The organism is Saccharomonospora marina XMU15 (assembly GCF_000244955.1).
In the GTDB taxonomy this organism is placed as follows: domain Bacteria; phylum Actinomycetota; class Actinomycetes; order Mycobacteriales; family Pseudonocardiaceae; genus Saccharomonospora_A; species Saccharomonospora_A marina.
On record NZ_CM001439.1, the window covers coordinates 2,753,371 to 2,777,775 of the forward strand.

Consider the following 24,405-nt stretch of genomic DNA (forward strand, 5'->3'; position numbering starts at 1 on the left):
CCGAATCCGGCGCAACCGCCGATGACCTGCGGCTGCGCCCGCGTTTGGTGACTTCCTACAAAGCTTGCTCCCGCGACGTGGTGAGTGGCGATCATTTCGGGACCGGCCGGTAACCGACACAGTGGGGTGGGTCGAGGCGGCGGCCTGCCCATGGCTTGGCCTCGCTTTCGCATGTCTGTTTTCGGATGTCGTCGTGGGAGCTGGTGAGGTCTTCGGTGTTCAGTCGTGTCGCCATCGTGAACCGGGGAGAGGCCGCGATGCGGCTGATCCATGCCGTGCGGGAGCTCGGCGCCGAGGGCGGGGCGCGGCCGGAGACCGTCGCGCTCTACACCGAGGCCGACAGCTCGGCCACGTTCGTGCGGGAGGCCGACCACGCCTACTGTCTCGGCCCCGCCTCGGCCCGCCCGTACCTCGACCTGGCCGTACTGGAGCGCGCGCTGCGTGAGACCGAGGCCGACGCCGCCTGGGTCGGGTGGGGCTTCGTCGCCGAGGACCCCGCGTTCGCGCAGCTGTGCGAGCGGATCGGTGTGACGTTCGTCGGGCCGAGTCCGGAGGCGATGCGCAAGCTGGGCGACAAGATCGGCGCGAAGCTGCTGGCCGAGGAGGTCGGCGTGCCGGTCGCCCCGTGGAGCAGGGGCGCGGTCGCCGACCAGCAGGCCGCGCTCTCGGCGGCGCGCGAGATCGGCTACCCGCTCATGCTCAAGGCCACCGCTGGCGGCGGCGGCCGCGGCATCCGGGTGGTGACCGGCGAGGAGGAGCTGGTCGATGCCTTCGAACGCACCAGCCAGGAGGCGCAACGCGCCTTCGGCAGCGGCGTGGTGTTCCTCGAACGGCTGGTCACCGGAGCAAGGCACGTCGAGGTGCAGGTCATCGCCGACGGGCAGGGCACGGCGTGGGCGCTGGGGGTACGCGACTGCTCGGTGCAGCGCCGCAACCAGAAGATCATCGAGGAGTCCGCCTCGCCGCTGCTGAGCCCCGAGCAGACGCGGGAGCTGAAGGACTCCGCCGAGCGGCTCGCGCTGGCCGTCGGCTACCGCGGTGCCGCGACCGTGGAGTTCCTGTACCACCCCGGCGAGCGATTGTTCGCGTTCCTGGAAGTCAACACCAGGCTGCAGGTCGAGCACCCGATCACCGAGGCCACCACCGGGATGGACCTGGTCAAGGCCCAGTTGCACGTCGCGGCGGGCGGCAAGCTGGAGGGCGAGCCACCGGCCGAGGCAGGCCACGCGGTGGAGGCCAGGCTCAACGCCGAGGACCCCGACCGCGACTTCGCTCCCGCGCCCGGCCGGATCAGTCTGCTGAAGCTGCCCGCGGGGCCCGGCATCCGGGTCGACACCGGCGTCGGCGAGGGCGACACGATCCCCGCCGACTTCGACTCGATGATCGCCAAGATCATCGCCTACGGCCGCAGCCGCGACGAGGCGCTGGCAAGGCTGCGGCGCGCCGTCACCGAGACCACGGTGCTCATCGAGGGCGGCGCGACGAACAAGAGCTTCCTGCTCGACCTGCTCAACGCCGACGAGGTCGTGCAAGCCGAGGCGGACACCGGCTGGATCGACCGGGTACGCGGGCAGGGGCGGCTGAGCTCCACCCGGCACTGCGGGGTGGCGCTCGCGGCGGCCGCGATCGAGGCCTACGAGGAGGGCGAGCTCGTCGAACGGCAGCACCTGCTGTCCACCGCCCACGGCGGCCGCCCGCAGGTGCGGCACTCCGGCAGTGCCGCCATCGACCTGAAGCTGCGTGGGGTCGCGTACCGCGTCACGGTGGCGCGCACCGGTCCCCGCCGGTTCCGGGTCGGGATCGTCGACGGCGGCGAGGTCCGGCCCGTCGACGTCGAGCTGGAACGCTTCGACGAGCACCGCGCCCAACTGTTCGTGCACGGCAGGCGGTTCAGCCTGGTCACCGGCACTCACGGGCCCAGCCACGTGGTCGAGGTGGACGGCGTCACCCACCGCGTCAGCCGTGACGAGGGCGGGGTGGTGCGCTCACCCGCGCCCGCGCTGGTGGTGGCCACCCCGGTGGAGGTCGGCACCGAGGTCGAATCCGGGGCGCCGGTACTGGTGCTGGAGAGCATGAAGATGGAGACGGTGCTGCGGGCACCGTTTCGGGCGGTGCTGCGGGAGCGGCCGGTGTCGGTCGGCAGCCAGGTCGAGACCGGCGCGCCGCTGCTGCGGCTGGAACCGCTGGAAACGGACGGCGCCGAGCAGGCGGCCGCAGCCGGGCAACGGATCGATCTGCAGCTGCCACCCGAACCCGAAGCTGGCATGCCGCACGAGCGCGCACGCCGCGCGCTGACCGAGTTGCGCAGCAGGCTGCTCGGCTTCGACGTCGACCCGCACGACGAGGGCAGGGCGCTGTCGGACTACCTCGCCGCACGGGCGGAGCCGGGCGCCGACCGCGAACGGTTGATCGGCGACGAGGTCGCGTTGCTGCACGTGTTCGCGGACCTGTCCGAACTCAGCCGCAACCGGCCCGCGGGGGAGGAGACCACGGCCGACACCCGGGTGCACAGCCCGCGTGAGTACTTCCACACCTACCTGCAAAGCCTCGACGTGGAGCGCGCCGGGTTGTCGGAGACGTTCCAGCAGCGGCTGGCCAGGGCGCTGGGCCACTACGGTGTCGACGACCTGCAACGCTGCGCGGAGCTGGAGGAAGCGGTGTTCCGCATCTTCCTCGCGCAGCAGCGCGCTGGTTCCGACGTCGCGGTGATCACCACCCTGCTGCGGCAGTGGCTCACCGAGCCGCCGCCGGGAAACGGCTGGCGAGAGACCGTCGGGCGCGCGCTGGAACACCTGATCACGGCCACCCAGCTGCGCTTCCCCTCGGTCGGCGACCTCGCCCGCAGCCTGGTGTTTCGCTGGTTCGCCCAGCCCATGCTGCGCCGCAACCGCGCGGAGATCTACGCCAGGGTGCGCCAGCACCTGCGCTACCTGGACGAGCACCCGGACGCCGCCGACCGCGACGAGCGCGTCGCCGAGATGGTCGCCAGCCCGGAACCGCTGGTACGGGTACTCGGGCAGCGCATCGGCAGGCCCGGGGCCGACCTCGCCCCGCTGCTGGAGGTGATGAGCAGGCGGTACTACCGCGAACGCACGCTGGAGAACATGCGCACCGCCACCCATGACGGGTGCGCGTGCGTGACGGCAGAGTACGACCTCGACGGCAGCAGGCTGCGGCTTGTCGCGACCGCCGCGGACTTCTCGGGGCTGCCCGAGGCGTTGCGCGCCGTCGCGGGCGTGGCCGATGCCGAAGGCGACGGCGCCGCGCTCGTCGCCGACGTCTACCTGACGTGGCCGCAGCAACCCGATGACGACGACACGATGTCGGACAAGCTGCTGACGGTGCTGGAGCAGACGCCGCTGCCCGGCCGTCTCCGGCGCATCACCACGACCGTCGCCGGTCGCAGCGGCGCGGCCATGCACCACCACTTCACCTTCCGCCCCGGCGAAACCGGACTGACCGAGGACAGGTTGATCCGTGGCCTGCACCCGCTCGTCGCGCAGCGGCTGCAACTGCGCAGGCTCAGCCAGTTCGACCTCACCCGGCTGCCGTCCGCGGACGAGGACGTCTACCTGTTCCGTTGCGTCGCCGCGAACAACCCCTCCGACGAGCGGCTCGTCGCGATGGGCCAGGTGCGTGACCTGACCCCGCTGCGCGACAGCGACGGCAACGTGCACGCGCTGCCCGCCGTGGAAGGAGCCCTGGACGCCTGCCTCGACGCGATCCGGAAGGTGCAGGCGCGCAGGCCTGCCAAGAAGCGGTTCGACACCAACCGCGTGTTCATCTACGTGTGGCCTCCCAGCGAACTGACCATGGAGGACCTGCGCGCCGTCGCCGGTCGCGTCGTGCCGAGCACCGCAGGCGCGGGACTGGAGGAGGTGCAGTTCCTCGGTCGGCAGCGCGATCATGCCAGCGGCGAGTTGCGGGACGTGGCCGTGCGCATCTCCTACCACGCCGGCTCCGGGGTGCGGGTACGCATGGGGCAGCCGTCGAGCGAGCCGATCGAACCGCTGGACGACTACGGCCAGAAGGTGCTCAGGGCGAGCCGTCGCGGCACGGTCTACCCCTACGAACTGCTCGACGTGCTCGCCGGTGCCGACGGCACGTTCCAGGAGTACGACCTCGACGACACCGGCGCACTGGTGCCGGTGGACCGGCCGAAGGGGCTCAACAAGGCCGCCGTCGTGGCGGGCGTGGTGACAACACCGACGCCGAGGTATCCCGAAGGCATCACCCGCGTCGCGCTGCTCGGTGACCCCACCAAGGCGCTCGGCGCGCTGTCGGAACCGGAGTGCCTGCGGGTGATCGCGGCCCTGGACCTCGCGCAGCGGATGCGCGTTCCGCTCGAGTGGTTCGCGCTGTCGGCGGGGGCGCGGATCTCGATGGATTCGGGCACCGAGAACATGGACTGGATCGCGGCCGTGCTGAAGCGCATCGTGGAGTTCACCCAGCACGGCGGCGAGATCAACGTGGTGGTGGCCGGTATCAACGTCGGCGCGCAGCCGTACTGGAACGCCGAGGCCACGATGCTGATGCACACCAAGGGAATCCTGGTGATGACACCGGACTCGGCGATGGTGCTGACCGGAAAGCAGTCACTGGACTTCTCCGGCGGGGTCTCGGCGGAGGACAACTTCGGCATCGGCGGATACGACCGCGTCATGGGGCCCAACGGGCAGGCGCAGTACTGGGCGCCCGACCTGGCGGGGGCGCGCGACGTGCTGATGGCGCACTACGACCACAGCTACGTGGTGCCCGGTGAGCCGGGGCCGCGGCGAGCCGAGACGACCGACCCCGTCGACCGCGACATCAGCGATTACCCGCACAACGTGGTCGGCAGCGACTTCACCACGGTCGGGGAGATCTTCTCGACCGAGGCCAACCCCGACCGCAAGAAGGCGTTCGACATCCGCACCGTGATGCGCGCCGTCGCCGACGCCGACCACCCGGTGCTCGAACGCTGGGCAGGCATGGCCGACGCCGAGACCGCCGTGGTGCAGGACGTCAAGCTCGGCGGCCGGCCGGTGTGCCTGGTCGGGATCGAGTCGCGGTCGGTGCCACGACGCGGCTTCCCGCCCACCGACGGCCCGGACACCTACACGGCGGGCACGCTTTTCCCCCGGTCGTCGAAGAAGGTGGCGCGCGCCATCAACGCGGCGAGCGGTAACCGGCCGCTCGTGGTGTTGGCCAACCTTTCGGGCTTCGACGGCTCGCCCGAGTCGATGCGCAAGCTGCAGCTCGAGTACGGCGCCGAGATCGGCAGGGCTGTCGTGAACTTTTCGGGCCCGATCGTGTTCTGCGTGATCTCCCGCTACCACGGCGGGGCGTTCGTGGTGTTCTCCAAGGCGCTCAACCCGAACATGACGGTGCTGGCGGTCGACGGCTCCTACGCGTCGGTGATCGGTGGGGCCCCCGCGGCGGCGGTGGTGTTCGCGGGCGAGGTCGATACCCGCACCGCGAGCGACGAGCGGGTGCGCGGCCTGCAGGCCGAACTGGCCGATGCGCAGGGTGCGCGACGCGCCGAGCTGATCACCCGCCTCGCCGACGTGCGTGCGGCTGTGCGTGCCGAGAAGCTGGGAGAGGTGGCAGCCGAGTTCGACCGGGTGCACAGCATCCAGCGCGCCGTGCGGGTGGGTTCGGTGGACGCGGTGATCCCGCCCGGCGCGCTGCGGCCCGAGCTGATCGCCGCGGTGGAACGCGGGCTCGGGGTGTGACGCCGGTCAGGCACGCGCGGACCGGGCGCCACGCCCGCTCGGCGGGCCGCTCTCGCCCGCCAGGGCGTTGACACGGCGTTCCTGGCGCACCGAGCGGATCGCGGTGGTCAGCCCCACGGCCCACAGCACACCGATCGCCGACACCGCCGCCGTGGTGACGGCGGTGCCCGCACCGGTGGCGCTCAACAGCGTGCGCGCGTTGGTGAGCACGATCATCCCGCCCGCCGCCGCGCCCAGCACCCTGGGCGGGAGCCTGCGCACGAGCCAGGCCGCCAGCGGTGCGGCGACGACACCACCGATCATGAGGCCCGCCACCACCGTGTAGTTGAGCTGGTGCCGCGTGGACAGCGCGAAGAAGAACCCGGCGCTCGCCGCCAGCGCGACGATGAACTCGCTGGTGTCGACGGAGCCGACCACCTTCCTGGGCTCCAGCCTGCCCGAGGAGAGCAGCGTGGTCGTGGCCACGGGCCCCCAACCGCCGCCACCGCTGGCGTCGATGAACCCGGCCAGCAGGCCGAGCGGCCCGAGGAAGCGGGCGCCGGGCCGCTTGCTGGTGATGAACTTGCCGAGCCGAAGGAAGGCGAAGCGGATCAGCACGTAGAGCCCGAGCAGCAGCAGGATGGTGGCGATCCACACCGACGCCGACTCGGTGGACAGGGTGGTGAGTACGTAGGCGCCGAGCACGGCACCCACCGCTCCTGGCAGGGCCAGGATGCCCACCGTGCGCCAGTCGATGTTGCGCAGCCGCCAGTGCGCGGCTCCCGAGGCCAGTGAGGTGCCGACCTCGGCGAGGTGGATGGCCGCCGACGCGACGGCGGGTGCGGTTCCGGTGGCGACCAGTGTGGTGGTGGCGGTGACCCCGAACGCCATGCCGAGCGAGCCGTCGACGAGCTGGGCGAGGAAACCGGCGAGACCGAACAACAGCAGGGTGAGCATGGGATACCTCGGCTTCGGTGTGCCGCGCCGTTGGTCGCGGCAGGACAGCGACGGGGATGTGTTCGCTTCAGCCGAGGGGGCACAGCGCGGAGCTGACCCGGAGCAGGTCGATGTGGCGGCGCTGCACCAGCGCTGTCGTGGGACCGCTCATGATCGCCGATCCTCGCAGCAGGGCGATCAGCGGTCCACCGCTCCCACATCGTGGGGCGGTCCCTGCCGATCGCGGCCTACGGGTCGCGCCCGGTGCGACCTCCGAAGGCGGTGGAGGCGACCTCCCGGAAAGCCTCGGCAGGTCCCGCCCCACCCACGAGATGGTCGATGTTGCCCCCGCGCCACAGCGTCGCGAAGCCGTGCGCGAGCGACCATGCCGCGAGCACCGCGAGGTCGGTGTCGCCACCACCGGCGTCCGCACCGAGCCCGCCGACGGCGCGCCTGAGCAGGTCCGCCGCGCGCCGCCTGGCCGCGACCAGCTCGACAGCGTCGCTGTGGTAGAGGTCGGGGCGATACATCACCTCGAAATGCGCGGGATGATCGAGCGCGAACCGCACGTACCGGACACCGAGTTCCTTCAGCCCGGGCGCCTCGCCAGCGGGCGGTCCGGACAGCGCCGCGGCGAGCAACTCGTTTCCCTCCACCGCGATCGCGGTGAGCAGACCGGCCTTGTCCCTGAAGTGGTGCGCCGGCGCGGCATGGGACACCCCGGCCCGGCGTGCCAGGTCGCGCAGGCTCACCGCGGCGGGCCCGGCTGTGCTGATCACCTCTATCGCGGCGTCGAGTACGGCACGACGAAGGTCCCCGTGGTGGTAGCCGCGCTGCTGTGCCATGTCCGGCATCCTACGGCGGATCTAGCCGTTGCCAAGTTGGTGGGGTAGCCACGTGCTCCCGCAGGCGGCGTTTGGCTTGAAGTCACGCGGCGATCGGGTTTCGCCGCGATGTGGTCGGGTAGGCGATGTGCGGCCGGCGGGAGCGCCGCTGTCGCGAATGTCGACACCGTCCAGAGAGGAACGCGCACATGGAGGCTGACCTGCCGACGGTCGACAAGGATGCCTATCTCGCCGTCCAGGCACGCGAACTGCTCGGCGCCGCTCGCAGAAGGCAGTCCTGCCGCGCGGTCCGGGTGGTCCGGCATGTCGTCGCCGAAGCAGGCCACGACGACGCGTTGCGGCTGGCGAACTGGTACCTGGGCATTGCCAGGAGGGAGACCAGCGACCCCGGGGTGCTCGCCATCGCCCGCGACTGCCTGCGCGAGGTGAGGGGCGCGGGCCCGATGCCGTGACGCCGAGCCCGCGGTGGGTGTCAGCCTGCTGGTGGTGGTTGCGCTGGCGGGCACGCTGTTTCGCCGCGGGTCGCTGCGAGCCGACGAGCAGTCGCGCGGCACGCGCACGGGTGGCCGGGTACAGCTGCGGCGCGATGGACGCCCGCAGCGGCAGCCGTGCGGCACGCGCACGGCTGCCGGCGTGGTGAGCCAGGGGCGCGGCGGGCGCATACTCCGCCCCGCATCGGGTACGCGTGGCCCATGGTTCGTGAGTTCGGTGAGGACGGCATCCGGGGGACGGGACCGCCGGTGGTCTGGCGCGGCCCCGAACCCGCCCCCGTGGTGCTGGTGCTGGACCCGGCGGGGGAGGCCAAACACAACGAACTCCCCGCGACCTGGCGGCCGCTGGCGCAGCACCTGCGGGTGGGGTGGTGCAGGCTTCCCGCCGAGGTCGGCGACGAGCCTTCGGTGGAGGAGATCCTCGGTGGCCTGTCCGGCCGGGTGCACCTCGTGGCATCGGGCACCGCGGCCGAACCCGCGCTGCGGCTCGCGCTGGAGTTTCCCGTGGTGCGCACCGTGGTGGCGGTGGACCCGGCACCGGCGGACTCCGGCACCGCACATGCCGACGACTACGGCACCACCGCCGACTGGTGGGACCGGGCCACCGAGGAGAGCCGCTCGGCACTGCGTGCCCGTGGTGTCCGGGTGGGTGCGTTCCTGAGCCGGGAGAGCGACCCGGCCGTGCGGGTGGAACCGCCGGTACCGCTCGGTCACCCCGACGTCGTCGGTCGAGTGGTGCAGACGCTGCTGTCCTTCCAGGGCGACCGCGCCCACCCCGAGCCGGTGGAGCCGGAGCGCGGCGAGGTGGTCGAGGCCTGGCACGCCGTGCAGCAACAGTTCGGCCCCGCACTGCAGCGGGCCCGTAAGTCCGGAGGAAGCGGCACCTGATTCCGGCTGCAAGGCCCGTGTATTGCGGACGAAAACCGGCCGGAATTCTCCATACGGTTGCCGTCGGGGCTCATCGAGAAGCATCCCAGCGAACCGACGACGAGGAGAACGATCATGACGGTTGCCCTTACCGGCGAGCGGGCCGACCTGCTGGAGTCGCTGGCCACGCAGCACTACTTCCTGCGCCAGACGGTGCGCGGACTGACCGACGAGCAGGCGCGGCTGCGGACCACCGCCAGCGAGCTGTGCCTCGGCGGTCTGATCAAGCACGTGACCAGGATGGAACAGCGGTGGATGGATTTCGTGCTCGGTAACCGGGACGCCGTGTCGGGCTCTTCGGACGGCTCCGACTCTTCGGACGGTTGGCAGGATCAGTTCCGGATGCTGCCGGGGGAGAGCCTGCAGGACCTGCTCGCCGACCTCGACGAGGCGCAGCGGCGCACCGCCGAGATCGTGACCGAACTGCCGGACCTGGATGTCGCGGGGCCGCTGCCCGAGGCGCCGTGGTTCGAGCCCGGTGCCCGCTGGTCGGCGCGCCGGGTGCTGCTGCACCTCATCGGCGAGATCGCCCAGCATGCCGGGCACGCCGACATCCTGCGCGAATCCCTGGACGGCGCCAAGACGATGGGCTGACGCCCTCACCGCCCCCGCTCACTGAGGTCGGAAACACACCCCGAGCACGGCAGACAGGCTGGTGGGCAGGGGCTGAGCTCGTAGGCTTGTGGAGCGGTGCCCTCGCACGCGGGCGAAGGCGCGTGTTGTGGTGTCCCGGGATTGTCGCCACCAGGTGACGTGCCCTGGCGGTTTCCGCCTCGGTCGCCGAGGACCCACGGCCTGCCCGTCGCTGAGAGCTGGCGGGCAGGCGGACGGCGGGCGGCGCAGCCCGGAAAGGGGTCGACACGGTGAGCGAGGTCGGAACACGGCTGCCCACACCCGACAGCGAGGAGCCCGACAAGGAGTCCGAAATCGCCTCCGTTCAGCGACGGACGGTGGCGGTGTTGTCCGTGGCGCAGGTGCTCGGCGGCCTCGGGGTCGGCATCGGCGTCGCCGTCGGCGGCCTGATCGCCGCCGACGTCGCGGGCACCGAGGGCGTGGCGGGGCTGGCGCAGACCTTCGGTGTGCTCGGCGCCGCGGTCGCAGCCGTCCCGCTCGCCGCGCTCACCCGGTTGCGGGGCAGGCGCGCCGGGCTGGTCAGCGGCATGCTGCTGGGTGCGCTCGGCGCCGCGGTGGTGGTCGCGGCCTCCTCGATCGGTTCGCTGCCGCTGCTGCTGGCCGGCCTGCTGCTGTTCGGTTCGGCCACGGCGGCGGGGCTGCAGGCCCGATACGGCGCCACCGACCTGGCGCGGCCGGGACACACGGCGCGCGCGCTTTCCATCGTGGTGTGGGCGACGACGGTCGGCTCGGTACTGGGACCCAACCTCGCCGACCCGGCGGGCAAGGTCGGCGCCTCGCTGGGACTGCCGCCGCTGACCGGCCCGTTCCTGGTCACCCTCGTGGCATTCACCTGCGCTGCCGCCGTGTTGTTCCTGCTGCTGCGGCCGGACCCGTTGCGGCTGGCGGGACTGCGACAGGCCGACACCACCACCGGCACGCGAAAGGCGGGCGCGGGCTTCAAGGCCTCGCTGCGAGCGATCGCAGGCAGACCCAAGGCACTGGTGGGGCTGCTGGCCATCGCGTCCTCCCATGTCGCGATGGTGTCGGTGATGGTGATGACCCCGGTCCACATGCATCACGTCGACGTGTCGCTGAGCGTCATCGGGATGGTCATCAGCGTGCACATCCTCGGCATGTACGGCCTTTCGCCGCTCACCGGGTACCTGGCCGATCGGTTCGGCAGGGTGCCCGTGATCGTCGCGGGCGCCGTGGTGATGGCCACCGCGGCGGTCGTGAGCGGCGTGGCACGGGCCGACGACGCCGTGCTGCTCGGCATCGGCCTGTTCCTGCTCGGCCTCGGCTGGTCGTTCGGGCTGGTAGCGGGTTCGGCGTTGCTCTCGGAGTCCGTGCCCGCCGAAACCCGAACCGGTGCCCAGGGCGCCTCCGACCTGGTCATGAACGGCGCCGCCGCCGTTGGCGGGTCGCTCGCGGGCGTCGTGGTCGCCGTGGCGTCCTACGGCTGGCTGACCGCGGCCGCCGCCACGCTGATGATCGTCATGGCGGTGTACTCCCCGATGCGTGCGGCTCGTTCCGGGCAGGGTTGACCCGGTCCGACCCGGCTCGATCGTTGCCGACCCGGCCCCGCCCCCGGTGGGCGGTCACGTATCGCCCGGCTGCCTCGTCCTCGCTGCGACAGCACCGTCAGCGACAAGGAGGGCGAGCCATGACTCAGCGGGAAGCGGGGCCGGGAAGGTCGGTGGTGGCGGTGACCACCGTGCTGGGAATGCTGATGGTCACCGCGGGGGTGTGGGCGATGGTCGCGCCCGGCTCCTTCGCCGACCTGGCCGGTTTCGCAGGCCAGGGGCACTTCGTCGCCGACGCGGGCGCGTTCCAGCTCGGGCTCGGTGCCGGGTTGCTGCTCGCGCCCGGCTGGGCGGATTCGCTGGCGACCGTACTGGCGGGCTTCCTTGTCGCCACCACGGCGCACACCGTGAACCACATCGTCGACCTGGACGAGGGCGGCGCGGCATGGCAGGCGTGGCTGCTGGGCGGCGCCTGCGTTGCCGCCGCGGCGGCGCTGTACCTGCGGGTGCGTGAGAGCGGCTACGTGCTCGGCAGGGTGAGCAGCGCCGCGACCGGTGAACTGGCCCGGCTCGCCCGGCAGAAAACCGTCCTGCTCACCACCTACCGCCGCGACGGGACGCCCGGCCGCACGCCGGTGAGCATCGCGGTGGAGGGCGAGCGTGCCTACCTGCGCAGTTTCGAGAAGGCGCTGAAGACCAGGCGGCTCGCGCGCGAGCCCGAGGCCGAGATCGCGCCGAGCGACGGGCTGGGCAGGAACATCACGGGTCCCGCGGTGTCGGGCCGGATGCGCAGGCTCGACGGTGAACGGGCACGGCACGCCGCCAGGATGCTGCGCCGCAAGTACCCGGTGCTGCACGGTTTGCTGGTGCCCGCGGCGCACCGGGCCCTTCGCGGGCGAACCGGCCGTACCGTCCACTTCGAGTTCACCCCGCACTGATCGGTCCGCCTGCTCGCCGGGGCGCGGGCCACGGTGTCGCGGGCCCCGGGGATGCGAGGCCCGAAGTCCCGCGCCGGTGGGGACCAACGACCGCATCGCGCAGCCGCGCGCACTCCTAGCGTGAGACAGGCGAAAAGCGAATCACTGGGAGAAGACATGACTGTTGAAGGCTCCGCCACCGGCGCGGTGGTCGTCGGTGTGGACGGATCGGAATCGGCCACCCACGCCGTGCGGTGGGCCGCGGAACTCGCGGCGCAGCGGCGGCTGCCGCTGCGCATCACCTATGGCTACGGCCTCATCGGCCGCTACTACGGCGGCGATTTCACCATCCCCGCCAACATCATCGAGTCCGTCGGTGACGACGCCAAGCGCATCGTCGCCGAGGCCGCCGAACAGGCCAAGGACGTGGCACCGGAGTTGTCGGTCGACCTGCAGGTGATCGACCAGCCCCCGATCCCGTTGCTGACCGAGCTGTCCAAGGACGCCGCGATGGTGGTGCTGGGCTCGTCGGGCCTCGGCGGCTTCACGGGCATGCTCGCCGGCTCCACCGCGGTCGGCCTCGCCATGCACGCGCGCTCGCCGGTCGTGGTGGTCCGCCCACGCGAAGGTGAGGCCGCACCTCCCACCGAGGGGCCGGTCGTGGTGGGTGTCGACGGCAGCCCGCTGAGCGAGCGGGCGATCGCCTACGCCTTCGAGGAGGCGGCCATGCGTGGTGCGCCGCTGGTGGCGGTGCACGCCTGGCTGGACGTGGAGTACGAGAGCGCGTTCAACAGGGCTCGCGCGTACTTCGAGGGCGGTCCGGTCGAGCAGGACGAGGAGCGACTGCTCGCCGAGCGGCTGGCCGGCTGGCAGGAGAAGTACCCCGATGTGCCCGTCGAGCGGGTCGTGGTCAGGGACAAGCCGAGGCACCAGCTGCTGGACCGCTCGGCCACGGCGCGGCTCGTGGTGGTCGGCAGCAGGGGCCGCGGCGGGTTCGCCGGGCTGCTGCTCGGCTCGACCAGCCAGGCATTGGTGCACCACGCACAATGCCCGGTGATGATCGTGCGGCCCTCCGGCGAAGAGCGCTGACCCATGCGTGCGCTTCGGTTGCTGGAGTGGAAGTCCGATCCGGTGCTCACCGAGGTTCCGGAGCCGCACGCGGGCCGTGGTGAGGTGGTGGTCCGCGTCGGCGGCGCGGGAGTGTGTCACTCCGACCTCCACCTCGCTCACGATTTCGAGCCCGGCCAGTTGCCGTGGGGACCGCCGTTCACGCTCGGCCACGAGAACGCGGGCTGGGTGCACGAGGTGGGGCAGGGGGTCACCGGGCTGTCGGTCGGCCAACCGGTGGCCGTCTACGGGCCCTGGGGCTGCGGTGCCTGCCTGCGCTGCCTGGTCGGCATCGAAACCTACTGTGAGAACCCCGCCGCCGCGCCCGTTCCCGGTGGCGGCGGCGGGCTCGGCCTCGACGGCGGGATGGCGGAGCTGCTGCTGGTACCCGCCGCACGACACGTGCTGCCGCTGCCGGAAGGCTTGGACCCGGTGACCGCGGCGCCGCTGACCGACGCCGGACTCACCCCGTACCACGCGGTGCGCCGCTCATGGCCCAAACTCACGCCGGACGCGACCGCGATGGTGATAGGCATCGGCGGGTTGGGGCACATGGCGGTGCAGATCCTGCGCGCCACGACGGCGGCGCGGATCGTGGCCGTCGACACCCGCGCGGAGTCGCTGACCATGGCGAGGCAGCTCGGCGCGGACCTGGCGCTGGCCCCCGACGAGGACGCCGCGCCTGCGATCCGGGAGTTCACGAAGGGGCGGGGTGTGGACGTCGTCATCGACTGCGTCGGCAACGACGCCACGCTCGCGCTTGGTGCCGCGGTCGGCCGGTCGATGGGCGACCTCACGATCGTGGGGCTCGGTGGCGGCACCCTGCCGGTGTCGTTCTTCTCGCCGCCCTACGAGATGTCGGTGCAGTCGGTGTACTGGGGCAGCAGGCCGGAACTGATCGAGGTGCTCGAACTGGGCGCCAGGGGGCTGCTGAACACACAGCTGACGCGGTTCTCGCTCGACGAGGCACCGGCGGCATACCGCAAGCTGGCGCAGGGGGAGCTGGAGGGGCGCGCCGTGGTGACGCCTTCGCCCGGCTGAGAACCACAGTGGACTGACTACCTCGGCGGGCATCGAAGGGAGGCAGGACATGAAGCCGCATCCCGCGACGCCGCGGTCAGATGCCGTGTTGCTGAGACTGTGGAGGCGGCTGCACCTGGGCAGCAACCCGCTCGCGCGCAGAAGTGATCGGCTGGAGCGCCTCGTGCTCGTGATGGCGCTGGCGGTACCGCTGCTGGCGACGCCGTTCGTGGCGGCGCTGGGCTCGGAAACCTACACCCGCGAGGTGCGGGTGGCCCAGGCGCAGCAGAGTTCACGGGAACAGACCACCGCGGTGTTGTTGGCGAAGCCGCCTTCGGTACGGGCGACCGCACACCCGGCGAGCGCCCAGCAGCCCGTGCCCGTCCGCGCGCGATGGTCGTCGCCCGACGGTGGAAGCAGGACCGGAACCGTGCTGGCGGACCCTGCAAAGGAGAAGGGCAGCCGGGTTTCGGTCTGGATCGACGACTCGGGTGCCGTGGTGCCACCGCCCAAGACGACGACGGCGGCCGGGTGGAACGCCGCGGCGCTGGCGACGACGGTCTGGCTGCTGGTGGCGGTGACGAGTGCGTTGTTCTTCCTGTCGGTGCGCAGGACTCTCGACCGCTCGCGGTACCAGCGGTGGCAGCGCGAGTGGGAGCAGTTGCAGCGCGAGCGACACCAGTCGTGAGCGGTGTTCGGCGAAAGGAGGGGACATGGCTGTCGGTGAGTTGTTCACGGTGGTCAAGGACGCGATCTCGGTGAGGAAGGTGTACTCCGAGCCGATCGAGCGTGACGGTGTGGTGGTGGTGACGGCCGCCAGCGTGGGAGGCGGAGGCGGAGCAGGTCACAGTGACGACCAGAAGGGCCAGCAGGGCGAGGGCGGCGGCTTCGGCCTCGGCGGCGCCCCGACCGGGGCCTACGTGCTCAAGGACGGCAATGTCCGGTGGGTGCCCGCTGTCGACGTCAACCGGATGTTCATGCTGGTGGCCGCCGTGGTCATGACGTTCCTGTTCACGCGGGCGCGCATCGCCGGAGCGCGAGCCAAGGCACAGTCGGCGAGCTGAGCCGGTGGCAGTCCGGTCGATGTGGACACTGCCGAGCCAGCAACAAGTCCACTGTGGATTATCCGGGTGCGGGCAAGGGAAGCCACTGTCACGGAGCCGGTGATTATACCCGGAGACGGGTTGATGACGCAGTGCCAACAATACGAAAATCGGCCGACCGGGTAACGAAACCGTGAACGGGCTTAACGCTTTCGGCCGACACCGAAAAGTGTTGCGCCGTGCCGCCGACGAAATATGATCTCTCCTGGTGGACGCGGCAGGCAGAACCACGGGCCCAGGGGGCGCCAACGTCTCAGCTGTTTCGGCTGTCGCAGCTGTCACAGCTGTCGGCGGAGTTGTCACAGCCACGACCTGCCCCGGCGGCGTGCGGGAACGGATTCCCGGGCGCCGCCGGGGCATGCCTTTCCGGAGTTGCCCGGAGTCGTGGAACTGCACGACAATGAGGATTCCCAGATGCCGACGGTCGGTGCGCCGGCCGAACGGGACGAGGCGGATCGCATGTACACGTTCGGCAAGCAGCACCCGGCGAACGGCACTACGCTTCGGCGGGAAGCCCGGCTCGTGCGAGCGTGCCTACGAGTCCGCCACCGACGACACCCGTCACACGAACGCCATGGCGCGATACGGCCGGTTGACTCCGGGCGTTACGCAGGCGTTCCACAACCCGTGCCCCTTGCGTTGGAGGCGTGATTGACACCATCGGCAAAGCCGACGAGCGAAGGGCCTCCGGCCGCCCTCTCTGCTCGAGAAACCCTGCCATCACTCGAACGGGTGTATGCGCAGGCGCGGCAGGAGAACTTCCCGGTCGCCGCACGGGTGTTGCCGCCCCGGTACAGGCGGCACCTGCTGGCACTGTACGCATTCGCCCGGATGGTGGACGACATCGGTGACGACGGGCCGACCGGCCCGGCCCCCGGCTCCGGGTCGGCCACGCCGCGAAACTCGGCCTCGCAGCGGTTGCGGCGCCTCGACGAGGTCTCGCGGAACCTGGACAAGGTGTTCTCCTCGACCCCACCTGCCGAGGAGATCTACCGCGATCTCGCGGCGACCGTGCGAGAGTGCGGACTCCCGCGCGAGCCGTTCGAGCGGTTGGTCGAGGCCAATCGGCACGATCAGGTGGTGCACCGCTGCCCGACCTTCGACGACCTGCTGCGGTACTGCACCCTGTCCGCGGACCCCGTCGGCAGGCTCGTGCTCGGGGTGTTCGGCGTCGACACGGCACACCGCCGAGTGCTTTCCGACCGGGTCTGTTCGGCGCTGCAGGTGCTCGAACACTGCCAGGACGTGGCGCAGGACGCGCGTGCGGGCCGGATCTACCTGCCCACCGAGGACATGGAGCGTTTCGGCGTCACCGAACCCGATCTGCTGGCACCCCGGGCGAACACCGCGGTGCGGGCGCTGGTCGGTTTCCAGACCCAGCGTGCGCTGCGGCTGCTCGACGAGGGTGCGCCACTGGTGGACTCGCTGTCGGGCAGCGCACGGCTCGCCGTCGCGGGCTACGTCGCGGGAGGCCGTGCCACCGCCCACGCGCTCGCGGCCGCGGGCTTCGACGTGCTCACCGCCACCCCCCGCCCCACCCGCGCGCGAACTCTGCTGGAGTTCGGTCGCCTGCTGGCCGCCGGCGGTGCGCGGTGAAGGCGAAGCAGGCCTACGACGAATGTGAACGGATCACCAGGCAGCAGGCGCGCAACTTCTCCTACGGGATACGACTGCTTCCCACGCCCAAGCGCAGGGCACTGAGCGCGGTCTACGCCTTCGCCCGCAGGATCGACGACATCGGCGACGGCGACCTCGCCCGCGAGGTGAAGCTGGAGCGGCTGGAGAACTCCCGAAAGCAACTGCACGCGCTCGACCAGCACGACGGCGACCCGGTACTGCTCGCGCTCGGCGATGCGGCGCAGCGATTCGGACTGCCGCTGGGCGCTTTCGACGAACTGATCGACGGCTGCCGGGCCGACGTGCTCGGTACCGGCTACGAGACCTTCGCCGACCTGCACCACTACTGCCGCTGCGTGGCCGGGTCGATCGGCAGGCTTTCACTGGCCGTGTTCAAAACCGCCGACTGGGCCCGTGACGAACGCGTCGCCGATGACCTCGGTGTCGCGCTGCAACTCACGAACATCCTGCGCGACGTGCTGGAGGACGCGGTGTCCGGCCGCGTCTACCTGCCTGCCGAGGACCTGCGTCGGTTCGGCTGCACATTGCGGCTGGACGGTCGCGGCCACTTCGCCGACGGCGAGGACGAACTGGTGGCGTTGCTGCAGTTCCAGGCCGCGCGAGCAGAGGAGTGGTACGCGCGCGGGTTGCGGCTGCTGCCCTCGCTGGATCGCAGGAGCGCAGCCTGTTGCGCGGCGATGGCAGGGATCTACCACCGGCTGCTGCACCGGATGGCGCTGCGGCCCCGGCTCGTGCTGCGAGGCCGGACGTCGTTGCCCGACTGGGAGAAGGCGTTCGTCGCCGCCCGCGCGCTGACCGGGGGTGTCCCGTGAGCCCGCACGTGGCGGTGGTGGGCGGCGGGCTGGCCGGTCTGACCGCCGCGTGCGATCTCGCCGACGCCGGGTTGCGCGTCACGCTGCTGGAGTCGAGGGCGCGGCTGGGCGGTGCCACGTTCTCGTTCCGGCGCGACGGTATCGCCGTGGACAACGGCCAGCACGTGGTCCTGCGCTGCTGCACCGAGTATCAGGCGCTGCTGCGCAGGTTGGGTACCGCGGACGGGATCGCGATGCAGGACCGGTTCCGCATGCCGATCCTCACTCCCGACGGCGCTGCCGCCGAACTGGCCCGCAGCGCCGCGCCCGCGCCGTTGCACCTGGCGACGGGAATCGCGCGCTACGGCGCGCTCTCGGTCGCCGACCGGTTGCGCGTGCTGCGTGCCGCGGTGGCGCTGCGTGGTCTCGACCCCACCGACCCGGCACTGGACGAGCAGACATTCGGCGACTGGCTGGCCAGGCACGGCCAGAACGACGCCACCCTCGGTGCGCTGTGGAACCTCATCGCGGTGGCGGCACTCAACTGCGATGCCGCCGAGGCATCGCTGGCGCTGGCGGCGATGGTGTTTCGCACCGCGTTGCTCGACCGTGCCGACGCCGCCGACATCGGCGTTCCGCGGCTGCCGCTGGAGGACCTGCACGTCCGCCCCGCGGAGAAGTACCTGCTCGACAGGGACGCGCAGGTGCGCACCCGAAGCGCGGTGCGCTCCGTCGAGCGCGACCACGACCGGTTCCGGCTGCTGCTGGACTCCGAGGAACTCACGGCCGACGCCGTCGTGGTGGCGGTGCCGCCGGACACCGCCGCGAAGGTGTGCCCGTCGCAGGCGGGGTTCTCGACGCGGCAGGCGGGGGGGCTGGGGGCGGCACCCATCGTCAACGTGCACGTGATCTACGAACGGCCCGTCACCGACCTGCCGTTCGCCGCCGCCGTGTCGTCCCCCGTGCAGTGGATCTTCGACCGGACCGACGTGGCCGGTGTCGCGTCCGGCCAGTACCTGGCGATCTCGCTTTCGGCCGCGCACAGCTGGCTGGACACACCGATGCCGAAACTGCGGGAGGTCTTCCTGGCCGAACTCGCCCGGCTGCTGCCCGCCGCCGCGACGACGCCACACAGCAGGTTCTTCGTCACCCGCGAGCGGCGGGCGACCTTCCGGCAGGGCCCCGGTTCCGGTCGCCTCAGGCCGCCCGCCGCGACCGGTATCCGCGGCCTGACCCTCGCGGGCTCGTGGACCGCGACCGGATGGCCCGACACGATGGAGGGAGCCGTGCGAAGCGGACATCGCGCCGCCGACCTGGTCACCGCGCAACTGGCTGGGGGTGCGCGGTCATGACAGCCACCCTGCCCGCGGAAGTCACAGCCACCCACGCGATCGTGCAACCGGCACTGCGGGAGGCGGTGGCCGGTCTGGAACCTGCGATGCGCAGGGTCGTCAGCTACCACCTCGGCTGGACCGACGAGAACGGCGAGTCCGCCGACGGCGGTGGAGGCAAGGCACTGCGGCCCGCGCTGGCGCTGCTTGCCGCCCAGGCCGTGCGCTCGGCACCGGAGCCCGCGCTGCCCGGCGCGGTCGCGGTCGAGTTGGTGCACAACTTCTCGCTGCTGCACGACGACGTGATGGACGGTGATCTCGAACGCAGGCATCGCCCGACCGTGTGGCGGTTGTTCGGCACCCCGGCCGCGATCCTCGCGGGGGACGCGCTGCTCACGCTCGCGGTCGACACGCTGGAACGGGCCGCAGATCCGGTAGCCACCCGCTGCCTCACCGCGGCGGTACAGCGACTGATCAACGGCCAGAGCGCCGATGTGGACTTCGAGCACCGCGTCGAGGTCGGTCTGGCCGAGTGCCTCGACATGGCCGACGGCAAGACCGCGTCGCTGATGCGTTGTTCCGCCGAACTCGGTGCGCTGCTGGGTAAGGCCGACCCGGTGGAGGCCGAACTGCTCGGCGAGTTCGGCCGTTGCCTGGGGATGGCGTTCCAACTCGTCGACGACCTGCTCGGGATCTGGGGGAGTCAGCAGGTCACCGGCAAGCCGGTGCTGGCGGATCTGCGGGTGCGCAAGAAGTCCGTTCCCGTTGTCGCGGCGCTGACCTCGGGCACCGGCGAGGGCGATGCGCTGCGGGAGTTCTACCGGCAATCGCATCCACCGACAGAGGAGGAGCTTCGCGCGATGGCTGATCTCATCGAGCGTTCCGGAGCGCTCGCCTGGACCAGGCAGCGGGCACACGGCTATGTCGTCGAGGCGCGGTCCTGCCTGAACCGGCTCGCGGCGCCGTCCTCGATCCACGCCGCGTTGAGCGATCTCACCGAGTTCGTCGTGGAGCGTGACCGATGAGTGAGGTTCGCACCGACGCCGCACCGGACAGCCGGGTGCTCGAGACGGTGCAGCGGGCGAGGTCGTACCTGCTTTCGCTGCAACACGAGGAGGGCTGGTGGAAAGGCGAGCTCGAGACGAACGTGACCATGGACGCCGAGGACCTGCTGCTGCGGCGGTTCATCGGCGTCGACGACGAGCAGACCACCGCCGAGGCCGCGCGCTGGATCCGGTCCTGTCAGCGTGACGACGGAACCTGGGCCAACTTCCACGACGGCCCCGCCGACCTGTCCACCACGGTGGAGGCGTACACGGCACTGCGACTCGCCGGAGACCCGGCCGAGGCGCCCCATCTCCGCCGGGCACGGGAGTACATCCTGGACAGCGGCGGGCTCGAGGCCACGCGGGTGTTCACCAGGATCTGGCTCGCGATGTTCGGCGAGTGGTCGTGGAACGACCTGCCGGTGCTGCCGCCGGAGTTGATGCTGCTGCCGGAGTGGTTCCCGCTCAACATCTACGACTGGGCGTGCTGGGCGCGCCAGACGGTGGTACCGCTGACGATCGTGGGCTCGGCAAGGCCCAGTCGCGAACTCGGCGTGAGTGTGCGCGAACTGCGCACGGGCAGGCGAAACCGCGGGCCGGACTCGTGGCTGAGCTGGGCGGGGGCCTTCCACGGCCTCGACGCCGTGTTGCACCGGCTGGAGAAGTTCCCGGTGAAACCCTTGCGCGGTTTCGCGCTGGCGAAGGCCGAACGCTGGATCCTGGACCGGCAGGAGTCGGACGGCGGCTGGGGAGGAATCCAGCCGCCGTGGGTGTACTCCATCCTGGCCCTCAATCTGCGCGGCTACTCGGTGGAGCACCCGGCGATCCGCAAGGCACTCGACGGCCTGGAGGGCTTCACGATCAGGGAACACACCGACGAGGGATGGGTGAGGCGGCTGGAGGCCTGCCAGTCACCGGTGTGGGACACCGCACTGGCCCTGACCGCGTTGCTGGACTCGGGACTGTCCACCGACGACCCCGCCCTGCTGCGCGCCGCCGACTGGATCATGCGGGAGGAGATCCGCACCGACGGCGACTGGCGGGTGCGCAGGCCACGGCTGGAGCCCTCGGGCTGGGCGTTCGAGTTCGCCAACGACAACTATCCCGACACCGACGACACGGCCGAGGTCGTGCTCGCCATGAACCGGATCGATCACCCGCAACCGCGGCGGCTGGCGAGCGTGCTGGAGCGGGCCACCGCGTGGGTGGCCGGGATGCAGTCGGCGGACGGCGGCTGGGGCGCCTTCGACGCCGACAACACCCAGACGCTGTGCGAGAAGTTGCCGTTCTGCGATTTCGGCGCGGTGATCGACCCACCTTCGGCCGACGTCACCGCCCATGTCGTGGAGATGCTCGCGGCCAGGGGACTGGCCGACTCCGAGCCGGTGAGGCGCGGGGTGCGCTGGCTGCTGGACAACCAGGAAGCCGACGGGTCCTGGTTCGGCCGGTGGGGCGCCAACTACGTGTACGGCACCGGTGCGGTGGTACCCGCCTTAGTGGCGTGCGGTCTGCCCCGGACGCACAAGGCGGTCCGCGCCGCGATCGGCTGGCTCGTGGCGCACCAGAACGCCGACGGCGGCTGGGGTGAGGACCTGCGCTCCTACGTCGACAAGTCATGGATCGGGAAGGGAACGTCCACGGCGTCGCAGACGGCCTGGGCGCTGCTCGCCATGCTCGCCGCCGGGGAGCGCGGGCAGGCGGTGCGGCGTGGTGTCGACTGGCTGGCACGCACCCAGCGAGCCGACGGAGGTTGGGACGAACCACAGTTCACCGGCGTCGGGTTCCCCGGCGACTTCTACATCAACTACCACCTGTACCGGCTCGTCTTCCCGCTGACCGCGCTCGGCCGATACGTGGAGGTGACCAGGCATGAGCACACCGGATGACGACATGGTGGTGGTGTCGCCGCTGATGCTCGAGGCCAGCAGCGTCCGGCGTGGCCTCGGTGGCGGCTGCGTGGTGCGGGCGGGGCCACACGCCCGGCGGTCCGGTCGGGTGGACGCCGCGCTGCGCAAACACCCGCGGGCTTCGGTGGCCGTCGCGGGCGTCGCGGGGGCGCTGGTCGACGACCTACGACCGGGTGACGTCGTGGTGGCCGACGAGGTCAGGTCCGCACAGGGCACCCACCACTGCCGCTCGGCGCCGCTGCTCGCGTCCGCACTGCGCAAGCAGGGGCTGCGGGTGCGGATCGGCCCGATCGTCGAGACCGACCACGTGGTGTGGCAGCCGGAAGGCGCCCGGCTAGCGGCTGACGGTGCGATCGCAGTCGACATGGAATCCGCGCGGCTGCTCGACCTGATCGGCTCGCGGCCCGCCGCGGTGGTCCGGTCGGTTGTGGACACGCCGAGCCGGTCGCTGCTGCACCCGGCGACGGTCCCCGGTGGCATCGCCGCACTGTCCTCGCTGCGCGCGATGGGCCCGGCACTGCACAGGTGGGCGGCGGCCACCGGCGACCGCAAGGTGTTGCTGGCAGGCCCGCGTTCGTTCTGCGCCGGGGTGGAGCGCGCCGTGGAGATCGTCGAGCGGCTGCTGCGGCGACACGATCCACCCATCTACGTCCGCAAGCAGATCGTGCACAACTCCCGTGTCGTCGGCGAACTCGAGCAGCGAGGCGCGGTGTTCGTCGACGAACTCGACGAGGTGCCCGAGAACGCGACGGTGGTGTTCTCCGCGCACGGTGTCTCACCAGCCGTGCGAGATGCTGCCAAGCAGCGCAACCTCGACGTCGTCGACGCCACCTGCCCACTGGTGTCCAAGGTGCACGGTGAGGCCCGGCGGTTCGCCCGCGACGGCGACACCGTGTTCCTCATCGGCCATGCCGGTCACGAGGAAGTGGAGGGGACACTCGGTGAGGCTCCTGAGCGGACCGTGCTCGTGCAGAGCGCGGACGAGGTCGCCGACATCGAGGTGGAGAATCCCGAGCGGGTGTCCTACCTGATGCAGACCACCCTCGCGCTGGACGAGGCCGAGGGTGTGGCCAAGGCACTGCGCGAGCGGTTCCCCGCGTTGCGGGGCCCCGGCTCCGAGGACATCTGCTACGCCACCACCAACCGGCAGGACGCCGTACGGGTGGTGGCCAGGGAGTCCGATGTGGTGCTCGTGGCCGGATCGGCCAACTCCTCGAACTCGCGGCGACTGGTTGAGGTGGCGCAACGAGAAGGGGCCGAGGCGCATCTCGTCGACAACGTGCACGAGATCGACATCGACTGGCTGGCAGGCGCGAGAACGGTGGGGTTGTCCGCGGGTGCCTCCGCACCGACGGTTCTCGTGGACGAGATCGTCGACGCGCTGTCCGGTCTCGGGGCCGTGGATGTCTCCGAGCGAACCACCGCCACCGAAACCGTGAACTTCAGCCTTCCCAAGGAGGTGCGGCACCGATGAACATGCCGTTGCACCAGAGTCTTCGTATCGCACGCTACCTGCTGGCGCAGAAGCTGAAGAGGCGCGAGAAGTTCCCGCTCATCGTGGAGTTGGAGCCGCTGTTCGCCTGCAACCTCGGCTGCCCGGGTTGCGGCAAGATCCAGCATCCCGCGAGCGTGCTCAAGCAGCGAATGCCGGTGGAACAGGCGGTTGGCGCGATCGAGGAGTGCGGTGCTCCGATGGTGTCCATCGCGGGCGGTGAGCCGCTGATGCACCCCGACATCGACAAGATCGTCAACGAGTTGGTCAAACGCAAGAAGTACGTCTTCCTGTGCACCAATGCCGCACTGCTGCGGCGCAAGATCGACAAGCTGGATCTGAAGCCGTCCAAGTACTTCGCCTTCGCCGTGCACGTGGACGGGCTGCGTGAGCGGCACGACGCCGCTGTGGACAAGGAAGGCGTGTTCGACGAGGTGGTGGCGGCCGTGCGGGAACTGAAGCGACGCGGTTTCCGGGTGACGACCAACACGACCGTGTTCAACACCGACACCCCGCAGACCGTCATCGAACTGCTCGACTACCTCAACGACGATCTCCAGGTCGACGAGATGATGATCTCGCCGGCGTACGCCTACGAGAAGGCGCCCGACCAGGAACACTTTCTCGGGGTGCAGGAGACCCGGGAACTGTTCCGCAAGTCCTTCGCCAACGGCAACCGCAAGCGCTGGCGGCTCAACCACTCGCCGCTGTTCCTGGACTTCCTCGAGGGCAAGGTCGACTTCGAGTGCACGGCGTGGGGCATCCCGTCGTACTCGCTGTTCGGGTGGCAGAAGCCCTGCTACCTGATGAGTGACGGCTACACCCAGACCTACCGCGAGCTGGTCGAGACCACGGAGTGGGAGAAGTACGGCAGGGGACGGGATCCGCGCTGCGCCAACTGCATGGCGCACTGCGGGTACGAACCGACGGCGGTGCTGGCCACGCTGGGCTCGCTGAAGGAGTCCGTGCGCGCAGCCCGTGGGCTCTGATCCGGCCGGCCTGCGCCCGCACTCACCGAAGGTG

The 24,405-nt window shown here is 71.0% G+C and carries 20 protein-coding genes; 17 read left to right on the plus strand and 3 right to left on the minus strand.

Features of this window, described 5'->3' with window-relative positions; translation table 11 throughout:
* Positions 1 to 215 precede the first annotated feature (215 nt).
* Positions 216 to 5,714 carry an ATP-binding protein gene (locus tag SACMADRAFT_RS13015; protein ID WP_009154286.1) on the plus strand — a complete coding sequence of 1,833 codons (5,499 nt, stop codon included), beginning with the start codon at positions 216 to 218 and terminating at the stop codon, positions 5,712 to 5,714.
* A gap of 6 nt (positions 5,715 to 5,720) precedes the next feature.
* Here SACMADRAFT_RS13015 and SACMADRAFT_RS13020 read toward each other — a convergent pair whose 3' ends face one another.
* The 3 genes from SACMADRAFT_RS13020 to SACMADRAFT_RS13025 form a co-directional block, all read right to left on the minus strand.
* Positions 5,721 to 6,650, minus strand: coding sequence for a sulfite exporter TauE/SafE family protein (locus tag SACMADRAFT_RS13020; protein WP_009154287.1), 930 nt, complete (start codon positions 6,648 to 6,650; stop codon positions 5,721 to 5,723).
* 67 nt (positions 6,651 to 6,717) lie between these two features.
* Positions 6,718 to 6,801 (minus strand): putative leader peptide, encoded by an 84-nt coding sequence (locus SACMADRAFT_RS31425; protein ID WP_390623322.1) that lies wholly within the window; start codon positions 6,799 to 6,801, stop codon positions 6,718 to 6,720.
* A gap of 76 nt (positions 6,802 to 6,877) precedes the next feature.
* Complete coding sequence (locus SACMADRAFT_RS13025; RefSeq protein ID WP_009154288.1) at positions 6,878 to 7,474, minus strand: TetR/AcrR family transcriptional regulator; 597 nt, start codon at positions 7,472 to 7,474, stop codon at positions 6,878 to 6,880.
* Between the two features lie 188 nt (positions 7,475 to 7,662).
* Here SACMADRAFT_RS13025 and SACMADRAFT_RS13030 point away from each other — a divergent pair, with 188 nt between their 5' ends.
* The 16 genes from SACMADRAFT_RS13030 to hpnH all read left to right on the plus strand — a co-directional run bounded on the left by SACMADRAFT_RS13030 (position 7,663) and on the right by hpnH (position 24,371).
* Positions 7,663 to 7,926 (plus strand): hypothetical protein, encoded by a 264-nt coding sequence (locus tag SACMADRAFT_RS13030; RefSeq protein WP_009154289.1) that lies wholly within the window; start codon positions 7,663 to 7,665, stop codon positions 7,924 to 7,926.
* Between the two features lie 240 nt (positions 7,927 to 8,166).
* The gene (locus SACMADRAFT_RS13035) at positions 8,167 to 8,853 is read left to right on the plus strand and encodes a hypothetical protein (protein ID WP_009154290.1); all 687 of its coding nucleotides are present in this window, start codon (positions 8,167 to 8,169) and stop codon (positions 8,851 to 8,853) included.
* Positions 8,854 to 8,967: 114 nt separating this feature from the next.
* Positions 8,968 to 9,486 carry a DinB family protein gene (locus tag SACMADRAFT_RS13040; protein ID WP_009154291.1) on the plus strand — a complete coding sequence of 173 codons (519 nt, stop codon included), beginning with the start codon at positions 8,968 to 8,970 and terminating at the stop codon, positions 9,484 to 9,486.
* A gap of 269 nt (positions 9,487 to 9,755) precedes the next feature.
* On the plus strand, positions 9,756 to 11,051 hold the full coding sequence (locus SACMADRAFT_RS13045) for an MFS transporter (protein WP_009154292.1): 1,296 nt from the start codon (positions 9,756 to 9,758) through the stop codon (positions 11,049 to 11,051).
* A gap of 119 nt (positions 11,052 to 11,170) precedes the next feature.
* Positions 11,171 to 11,968, plus strand: coding sequence for a PPOX class F420-dependent oxidoreductase (locus SACMADRAFT_RS13050; protein WP_009154293.1), 798 nt, complete (start codon positions 11,171 to 11,173; stop codon positions 11,966 to 11,968).
* A gap of 156 nt (positions 11,969 to 12,124) precedes the next feature.
* Entirely contained in the window at positions 12,125 to 13,036 is a 912-nt protein-coding gene (locus tag SACMADRAFT_RS13055; RefSeq protein ID WP_009154294.1) for a universal stress protein, read from the plus strand.
* A 3-nt stretch (positions 13,037 to 13,039) separates the two neighbouring features.
* A complete protein-coding gene (locus tag SACMADRAFT_RS13060; protein WP_009154295.1) occupies positions 13,040 to 14,095 on the plus strand; it encodes an NAD(P)-dependent alcohol dehydrogenase in 1,056 nt (351 codons plus the stop codon).
* A gap of 49 nt (positions 14,096 to 14,144) precedes the next feature.
* The gene (locus tag SACMADRAFT_RS13065; RefSeq protein WP_009154296.1) at positions 14,145 to 14,762 is read left to right on the plus strand and encodes an Rv1733c family protein; all 618 of its coding nucleotides are present in this window, start codon (positions 14,145 to 14,147) and stop codon (positions 14,760 to 14,762) included.
* A 25-nt stretch (positions 14,763 to 14,787) separates the two neighbouring features.
* The gene (locus tag SACMADRAFT_RS13070; protein ID WP_009154297.1) at positions 14,788 to 15,138 is read left to right on the plus strand and encodes a sporulation protein; all 351 of its coding nucleotides are present in this window, start codon (positions 14,788 to 14,790) and stop codon (positions 15,136 to 15,138) included.
* Positions 15,139 to 15,909: 771 nt separating this feature from the next.
* Entirely contained in the window at positions 15,910 to 16,773 is an 864-nt protein-coding gene (hpnC, locus tag SACMADRAFT_RS13075; protein ID WP_232285586.1) for a squalene synthase HpnC, read from the plus strand.
* On the plus strand, positions 16,770 to 17,627 hold the full coding sequence (hpnD, locus tag SACMADRAFT_RS13080) for a presqualene diphosphate synthase HpnD (RefSeq protein ID WP_009154299.1): 858 nt from the start codon (positions 16,770 to 16,772) through the stop codon (positions 17,625 to 17,627). Before hpnC ends, hpnD begins: the two co-directional genes overlap by 4 nt.
* Positions 17,624 to 18,958: a hydroxysqualene dehydroxylase HpnE gene (gene hpnE / locus SACMADRAFT_RS13085; RefSeq protein ID WP_009154300.1), complete on the plus strand. Its 1,335-nt coding sequence runs from the start codon at positions 17,624 to 17,626 to the stop codon at positions 18,956 to 18,958. The genes hpnD and hpnE overlap by 4 nt, the downstream gene beginning before the upstream one ends.
* Positions 18,955 to 19,962: a polyprenyl synthetase family protein gene (locus SACMADRAFT_RS13090; RefSeq protein WP_009154301.1), complete on the plus strand. Its 1,008-nt coding sequence runs from the start codon at positions 18,955 to 18,957 to the stop codon at positions 19,960 to 19,962. The genes hpnE and SACMADRAFT_RS13090 overlap by 4 nt, the downstream gene beginning before the upstream one ends.
* Positions 19,959 to 21,869, plus strand: a complete 1,911-nt coding sequence (gene shc / locus SACMADRAFT_RS13095; RefSeq protein WP_009154302.1) for a squalene--hopene cyclase — start codon at positions 19,959 to 19,961, stop codon at positions 21,867 to 21,869. Before SACMADRAFT_RS13090 ends, shc begins: the two co-directional genes overlap by 4 nt.
* Entirely contained in the window at positions 21,853 to 23,364 is a 1,512-nt protein-coding gene (locus tag SACMADRAFT_RS13100) for a 4-hydroxy-3-methylbut-2-enyl diphosphate reductase (protein WP_009154303.1), read from the plus strand. The genes shc and SACMADRAFT_RS13100 overlap by 17 nt, the downstream gene beginning before the upstream one ends.
* Positions 23,361 to 24,371 (plus strand): adenosyl-hopene transferase HpnH, encoded by a 1,011-nt coding sequence (gene hpnH, locus SACMADRAFT_RS13105; RefSeq protein WP_009154304.1) that lies wholly within the window; start codon positions 23,361 to 23,363, stop codon positions 24,369 to 24,371. Before SACMADRAFT_RS13100 ends, hpnH begins: the two co-directional genes overlap by 4 nt.
* Positions 24,372 to 24,405 lie beyond the last annotated feature (34 nt).

Bases quoted from the DNA above. Each gene is read 5' to 3' on its own strand.
- SACMADRAFT_RS13020 (WP_009154287.1), bottom strand. From the start codon at position 6,650: ATGCTCACCCTGCTGTTGTTCGGTCTCGCCGGTTTCCTCGCCCAGCTC.
- SACMADRAFT_RS31425 (WP_390623322.1), bottom strand. From the start codon at position 6,801: ATGAGCGGTCCCACGACAGCGCTGGTGCAGCGCCGCCACATCGACCTG.
- SACMADRAFT_RS13025 (WP_009154288.1), bottom strand. From the start codon at position 7,474: ATGGCACAGCAGCGCGGCTACCACCACGGGGACCTTCGTCGTGCCGTA.
- SACMADRAFT_RS13030 (WP_009154289.1), top strand. From the start codon at position 7,663: ATGGAGGCTGACCTGCCGACGGTCGACAAGGATGCCTATCTCGCCGTC.
- SACMADRAFT_RS13035 (WP_009154290.1), top strand. From the start codon at position 8,167: ATGGTTCGTGAGTTCGGTGAGGACGGCATCCGGGGGACGGGACCGCCG.
- SACMADRAFT_RS13040 (WP_009154291.1), top strand. From the start codon at position 8,968: ATGACGGTTGCCCTTACCGGCGAGCGGGCCGACCTGCTGGAGTCGCTG.
- SACMADRAFT_RS13050 (WP_009154293.1), top strand. From the start codon at position 11,171: ATGACTCAGCGGGAAGCGGGGCCGGGAAGGTCGGTGGTGGCGGTGACC.
- SACMADRAFT_RS13055 (WP_009154294.1), top strand. From the start codon at position 12,125: ATGACTGTTGAAGGCTCCGCCACCGGCGCGGTGGTCGTCGGTGTGGAC.
- SACMADRAFT_RS13060 (WP_009154295.1), top strand. From the start codon at position 13,040: ATGCGTGCGCTTCGGTTGCTGGAGTGGAAGTCCGATCCGGTGCTCACC.
- SACMADRAFT_RS13065 (WP_009154296.1), top strand. From the start codon at position 14,145: ATGAAGCCGCATCCCGCGACGCCGCGGTCAGATGCCGTGTTGCTGAGA.
- SACMADRAFT_RS13070 (WP_009154297.1), top strand. From the start codon at position 14,788: ATGGCTGTCGGTGAGTTGTTCACGGTGGTCAAGGACGCGATCTCGGTG.
- SACMADRAFT_RS13090 (WP_009154301.1), top strand. From the start codon at position 18,955: ATGACAGCCACCCTGCCCGCGGAAGTCACAGCCACCCACGCGATCGTG.
- shc (WP_009154302.1), top strand. From the start codon at position 19,959: ATGAGTGAGGTTCGCACCGACGCCGCACCGGACAGCCGGGTGCTCGAG.
- SACMADRAFT_RS13100 (WP_009154303.1), top strand. From the start codon at position 21,853: ATGAGCACACCGGATGACGACATGGTGGTGGTGTCGCCGCTGATGCTC.
- hpnH (WP_009154304.1), top strand. From the start codon at position 23,361: ATGAACATGCCGTTGCACCAGAGTCTTCGTATCGCACGCTACCTGCTG.